Origin of the sequence: uncultured Arenimonas sp., from assembly GCF_963976025.1 — a bacterium.
GTDB lineage: Bacteria > Pseudomonadota > Gammaproteobacteria > Xanthomonadales > Xanthomonadaceae > Arenimonas.
Map to the genome: position 1 here is coordinate 1 of NZ_CAXBJS010000154.1, position 6235 is coordinate 6235.

Annotated in this window: 4 protein-coding genes; all 4 read left to right on the plus strand. The window is 68.3% G+C overall.

The window, feature by feature from the left end; translation table 11 throughout:
• The coding region (locus tag AACZ35_RS11300) for a molybdopterin oxidoreductase family protein (RefSeq protein ID WP_339829290.1) at positions 1 to 2644 on the plus strand (2644 nt) is incomplete at its 5' end.
• Between the two features lie 2 nt (positions 2645 to 2646).
• On the plus strand, positions 2647 to 4425 hold the full coding sequence (locus tag AACZ35_RS11305; protein ID WP_339829292.1) for an SLC13 family permease: 1779 nt from the start codon (positions 2647 to 2649) through the stop codon (positions 4423 to 4425).
• Positions 4425 to 5183, plus strand: coding sequence for a 4Fe-4S dicluster domain-containing protein (locus AACZ35_RS11310; protein WP_339829294.1), 759 nt, complete (start codon positions 4425 to 4427; stop codon positions 5181 to 5183). Before AACZ35_RS11305 ends, AACZ35_RS11310 begins: the two co-directional genes overlap by 1 nt.
• Before the next feature lies 1 nt (position 5184).
• On the plus strand, positions 5185 to 6150 hold the full coding sequence (locus AACZ35_RS11315; protein ID WP_339829297.1) for a DmsC/YnfH family molybdoenzyme membrane anchor subunit: 966 nt from the start codon (positions 5185 to 5187) through the stop codon (positions 6148 to 6150).
• Positions 6151 to 6235: the final 85 nt, after the last annotated feature.

Below are 6235 nucleotides of genomic sequence, written 5' to 3' on the forward strand. Positions count from 1 at the left end.
CGGCATCATGCAGCACTACTCGCCGGCGCGGCTGGACAAGCCGCTGCTGCGGGTGGGCGAACGCGGCGAGAACAAGTTCCGCGAAATCGAATGGGACGAGGCCCTGGACCTGGCCGCCGGCTGGCTGCGCGAGACCCGCGCCAAAGACCCCGACCGCCTGGCCTTTTTCACCGGCCGCGACCAGAGCCAGGCCCTGACCGGCTGGTGGGCGCAGCAGTACGGCACGATCAACTACGCGGCGCACGGCGGCTTCTGTTCGGTGAACATGGCCGCCGGTGGCCTGTATACGCTGGGCGGCAGCTTCTGGGAGTTCGGCGAACCCGACTGGGAGCACAGCAAGTACCTGATGCTCTGGGGCGTGGCCGAAGACCACGATTCCAACCCGATCAAGCTGGGCCTGGGCCACATGAAGGGCCGCGGCGCCAAGGTCGTGGCCGTGAACCCGGTACGCAGCGGCTACGGGGCGATTGCCGACGAATGGGTGGGCATCCGCCCGGGCACGGACGGGTTGCTGGCGTTCGCGCTGATCCATGAATTGCTGAAGGCCGACAAGATCGACCTCGATTACCTGGTGCGCTACACGAATGCGCACTGGCTGGTGGTGCGCAATCCGGGCGGGGCGGATGACGGGTTGTTTGCGCGGGATGGACAGGAGCGCGGGCTTTGCTGGGACCGGACGGAGGCGGCGCCGGCGCCGGCGGATGCCACGGGCATCTCGCCTGCCGTCATCGGCGAGTTCACCCTGCCCGACGGCCGCAAGGCCGTGCCGGTGTTCCAGCTGGTCGCCGAACGCTACCTCGACCCGAAATACGCGCCCGACGCCGTCGCCGAACGCTGCGGCGTCCCCGCCGCCACCATCCGCCGACTGGCCGCGGAGCTGGCGGCGGCGGCCTTCGACGAACCGGTGGTGATCGGCCAGCCCTGGACCGACGTGCACGGCGTGCGCCACGAACGCATGGTCGGCCGCGGCGTGTCCTTCCATGCGATGCGCGGCATCAGCGCACATTCGAACGGCTTCCATACCTGCCGGGCACTGCACCTGCTGCAGCTGCTGCTGGGCGCGGTGGATACGCCGGGCAGCTTCCGCTACCAGCCGCCCTTCCCGCGGCCTGTGCCGCCGGCGAACCGGCCCGGCAAGGCACGGCAGGCCAATGGCGCGCTCGATGCCGCGCCGCTGGGCTTCATCCACGGCCCCGAAGACCTGCTGGTGGACGCAAACGGCCAGCCGCGGCGCATCGACCACGCCTATTCCTGGCGTTACCCGCTGGCCGTGCACGGCATGCTGCACACGGTCATCCGCAATGCCTGGGCCGCCGACCCGGCGCCGGTGGACGTGCTGTTCCTGTTCATGGCCAACATGAGCTGGAACTCGGCCATGAACACCGCCGAGACCATGCGCTGGCTGACCGACAAGGACGAGGCCGGCGAGTACCGCATCCCGAAGATCATCTACTCGGACGCCTACGCCAGCGAGATGGTCGCCTACGCCGACCTGGTGCTGCCGGACACGACTTACCTGGAACGCTTCGACGCGATTTCGCTGCTGGACCGGCCGATCTCGGACGCCGACCGCGCCGCCGACGCCATCCGCCACCCGGTGCTCGATCCGACAACGCAGCGCGAAGGCCGCGACGTGCGCGGCTTCCAGGACGTGCTGCTGGACCTGGGCGCGCGCATCGGCCTGCCGGCGCTGGTGAAGGACGACGGCGGCCCGCGCTACCGCGACTACGCCGACTACATCACCAACCACGAACGCGCGCCCGGCGTCGGCCTGCTGGCCGGCTGGCGCGGCGACGGCAGCCAGCACGGCAAGGGCGCACCCAACCCGGACCAGCTTGACCGCTACCGCGCCAACGGCGGCTTCTGGAGCGCCGAGGTGCCCGAGGCCGGCCGCTATTTCAAGATGGCCAACCGCGACTATCTCGAGTGGTCGCAGCGAATGGGCTTCATTGCCAAGGCCGAGCCGGTGGTGCTGCAGCTGTATTCGGAAACGCTGCAGAAATTCCGGCTGGCGGCGCTGGGCCACGGGCCCGTGCAGCCGCCCGAGGCCGAACGCGAACGCGTGGCCACGTATTTCGACCCGCTGCCGACCTGGTACGAACCCTTCGAAGGCAGCCAGCTCGACCCCAAGCGTTACCCGCTGAGCGCCGTGACGCAGCGACCGCCGTTCATGTACCACGCCTGGGGCTCGCAGAACGCCTGGCTGCGGCAGATCACCGCGCGCAATTTCCTGTACCTGCACCCGGACACCGCGGCGCGGCACGGCCTGGGCAACGACGACTGGGTGCACGTCGATTCCCACCACGGCCGCATCACCGTGCAGTGCCGCCTGGCCGGCAACGTGCAGCCGGACACGGTGTGGACCTGGAACGCGATCGGCAAGCGCCGCGGCGCCTGGAAGCTGGCCGCGGACGCGCCGGAAGCCACCAAGGGCTTCCTGCTCAACCACCTGATTTCCGACAAGCTGCCCGACGGCGGTTATGCCAACGCCGACCCGGTGACCGGCCAGGCCGCCTGGTTCGACCTGCGCGTGGCGATCCACCGGGCCGACCCGGTCGAAGAAAGCCATCCGCAGTTCGCCGCGCTGGGCGATAGCAGCGACAATGCCCCCTTGCGCTACGGCGCCGACTTCAGGAAATCCTGACGATGGAAATGGATGCCATCCTGACGCTGCTGGTGCTGGTTGGCGCCGTCACGCTGTTCGTCACCGAAAAACTGCCGGTGGACGTGGTGGCCATGCTGGTGCTGGCCAGCCTGCTGGTGCTGGGCCTGGTGACGCCGGTGGAAGCGCTGTCGGGCTTTTCCAGCGAAGCCACGATCACGGTGGCGGCGATGTTCGTGCTCAGCGCCGGCCTGGCGCATACCGGTGCGCTGGCTTCGCTGGGGCGGCTGTTCGGGCGGGTGAAGAACGGCTTCCTGTTCATGCTGCTGCTGATGCTGGTCGTCGGTCCGATCTCGGCCTTCGTGAACAACACCGCGGCGGTGGCGGTGCTGCTGCCGCTGGTGCTGGCGGCCTCGACGGCCAACCAGCAGTCGCCGTCGCAGATCCTCATCCCCATGTCGTACGCGGCCCAGATGGGCGGCGTGTGCACGCTTATCGGCACCTCGACCAACCTGCTGGTGAACTCGATGGCCAAGGACCTGGGCCACCCGGGCTTTGGCCTGTTCGACTTCGCGCCGGTGGGGCTTATCACCATGGCGGTGGGTTTCGTGTACCTGCTGCTGATGCGCCGCTGGCTGCTGCCCAAGCACGCGCCGGCGGCGATCACCGATGCCTACGAACTTGGCAAGTACATCACCGAGCTGCGCGTGATGCCGGAGTCGCCGCTGATCGGCAAGTCGGTGGCCGAGGCCCAGCTGGGCGAAAAACATTCGGTGTACGTGCTGGAACTGATGCGCGGCGAGCACAAGCACTGGTCGCCGCGGGCCGAGACCCTGCGCGAAGGCGACGTTCTGCTGGTGCGCGGCAACCTCGAGAAGATCAAGACACTCAAGGACAGCAGCAAGCTCGACTTCGAACCCGAGTTCAAGCTGCAGGACAGCCAGTTCAGCGGCGAGGACGGCGACCAGGCGCAGGTGCTGGTCGAAGCCATGGTCGCCCCGGGCGCGCGGCTGGCCGGCCATACCCTGGAAGCGCTCGATTTCCAGTGGACCTACAACGCCACCGTGCTGGCCGTGCACCGGCGCGGCGAAGTGCTGCGCGAGAAGCTCAAGGACGTCAACCTCAACGTCGGTGACGTGCTGCTGCTGCTGGCCCCGAAGTCCGAACTCAACGTGCTGCGCGCCAACCACAACCTGATCGTGCTCAACGAGCGCGAGGAAGCCGCGCTGCCAAAGCGCAAGGCCTGGCTGGCGATAGGCATCATGGCCGCGGCCATCACCGTCGCCGGCCTGGGCTGGCTGCCGATCGTCGCCTCGGCGATCCTGGGCGGCATTGCCCTGGTGGCCACGCGCTGCATCGGCAACGACCAGGCCTACCAGGCCATCGACTGGCGCGTGATCGTGCTGCTGGCCGGCGTGCTGCCGCTGGGCATCGCCATGCAGAAGTCGGGCCTGGCCCAGGGCATCGCGGACTTTTCGGTGAACTGGGTCGGCGGCTTCGGGCCGCTGGCCGTGCTGGCGGCGGTGTACCTGACGACGGCCCTGCTGACCGAACTGATGAGCAACAACGCGGCGGCCGTGCTGATCACGCCGATCGCCTTCACCACGGCGGTGTCCATGGGCGTCAGCCCCACGCCCTTCCTGGTGGCGGTGCTGTTCGCCGCGTCCACCAGCTTCGCCACGCCCGTGGGTTACCAGACCAACACCATGGTCTACAACGCCGGCAACTACCGGTTCGTGGACTTCATGAAGATGGGTATCCCGCTGAACCTCATTTTCTGGGGCATGGCCGTGTTCCTTATCCCGAAGTTCTTCCCGTTCTGATGACCTCGCTGCCCAAACCCTCTGCCAAAAAACTGGGCCTGGTGATCGACCTCGACACCTGCGTGGGCTGCCATGCCTGCGCGGTGTCGTGCAAGGAATGGAACGCGGGTGGCATCGCCGGCCCGCTGACCGACGAGCAGCCCTACGGCAAGGATCCCAGCGGCGTCTGGTTCAACCGCGTGCACAGCTACGACGTCGCCGCCACCGCCGACCAGCCCGCCAGCACCCTGCACTTCCCGCGCAGCTGCCTGCACTGCGAAACGCCGGCCTGCGTCACCGTCTGCCCCACCGGCGCCAGCTACAAACGCGCCGAAGACGGCATCGTGCTGGTGGACGAAGACAAGTGCATCGGCTGCAAGCTGTGTAGCTGGGCCTGCCCCTACGGCGCGCGCGAATACAGCGCGGTCGAAGGCGTCATGAAGAAGTGCACGCTGTGCGTGGACCGCATTTACAACGAAACGATCCCCGAAGTCTCGCGCGAGCCCGCCTGCGTGCAGGCCTGCCCGACGCGCGCACGCCACTTCGGCGACCTGGGTGACCCGGACTCGAAGGTTTCGAAGCTGGTGGCAGAACGCGGCGGCGTGCCGCTGATGCCCGAACTGGGCTACGCGCCGGTGAACCGCTACCTGCCGCCTCGTCCGCGCCGCGCGGGCCCGCCGGGCGAAGCCGCGGCCGCGCCGGAAGCCGCGCGCGAAACCGTGGACCCCTCGCAACTCAACCCGCTGCTGCGCTGGCTCGACCGCGCCCTGAGCCGCTGACATGCATCCCGCCTTTTCCGTGCTGTTTTTCTCCACGCTGTCGGGCGCCGGCTACGGCCTGCTGGCCTGGACGATGCTGCTGCTGGCCTTCGAGCGCCCGGGCGCGCTGATGGGCAATACGCCGGTGCTGTTCCTGGGGCTGCTGGCGGCAGCGATGGTGCTTTTCACCATTGGCCTGGTCAGCTCCCTGGGCCACCTGGGGCAGCCGCAGCGCGCGTGGCGGGCGTTTTCGCAGTGGCGCACGTCCTGGCTGTCGCGCGAGGGCGTGATGGCGGTGCTGGTTTACCTGCCGGTGCTGGCGCTGGGCTGGTGGCTGTCGGCGCCGCTGCGCGGCGTTGAGGCCGGTGCGGGACTGCCCGACGAGGTGCGCTGGGTGATCTGGGCGGCACTGCTGTGCGCCATGGGCACCGTGGTCTGCACGGCGATGATCTACGCGTCGCTGAAGCCCATTCCGGCCTGGCGGCACCCGCTGGTGCTGCCCGTGTACCTGACGTTTGCGCTGCTGTGCGGGCTGCTGTTGATGCTGCTGGGCCAGCGCCTGGCCGGCGGCGTGGCGATTGCGCCGCTGCTGGTGGTGGCGGGCGGACTGGCGGTCATCCTGGTCTTCATGAAGTGGCTGTACTGGCGCGGCATCGACCGCAAGCCGCTGCCGGTCGGCAAGGCCTCGGCGCTGGGCCTGCCGGAAGGGCGCGAGGTGAGTGTGTTCGAACGCCCGCACACCGAAGCCAATTACCTGACCACCGAAATGGGCTTCGTGCTGGCGCGCAAGCACTCGCGCAAGCTGCGTGTCATCGCCGCGCTGCTGTTCGGCCTGGTGCCGGTGTTTTGCTGCTGGCTGGCCTGGATGTTCCCCGACGCCGCCACGCCGGTGCTGGCGGTGGCGGTGCTGGCCTCGCTGCTGGGCGCGCTGGTGGAACGCTGGCTGTTTTTCGCCGAGGCCAAACACCTCGTGATGCTCTACTACTAGCCGACGGTCCCTGTAGGAGCGCCTTCAGGTGCGAATCTTTTGACTTTGCCTTTGGCAAAGAAGGGATTCGCGCCTGAAGGCGCTC

What these genes read in the sequence shown, in the direction of transcription:
- AACZ35_RS11315 (WP_339829297.1), top strand. Translation starts at nt 5,185, where the DNA reads ATGCATCCCGCCTTTTCCGTGCTGTTTTTCTCCACGCTGTCGGGCGCC.
- AACZ35_RS11305 (WP_339829292.1), top strand. Translation starts at nt 2,647, where the DNA reads ATGGAAATGGATGCCATCCTGACGCTGCTGGTGCTGGTTGGCGCCGTC.
- AACZ35_RS11310 (WP_339829294.1), top strand. Translation starts at nt 4,425, where the DNA reads ATGACCTCGCTGCCCAAACCCTCTGCCAAAAAACTGGGCCTGGTGATC.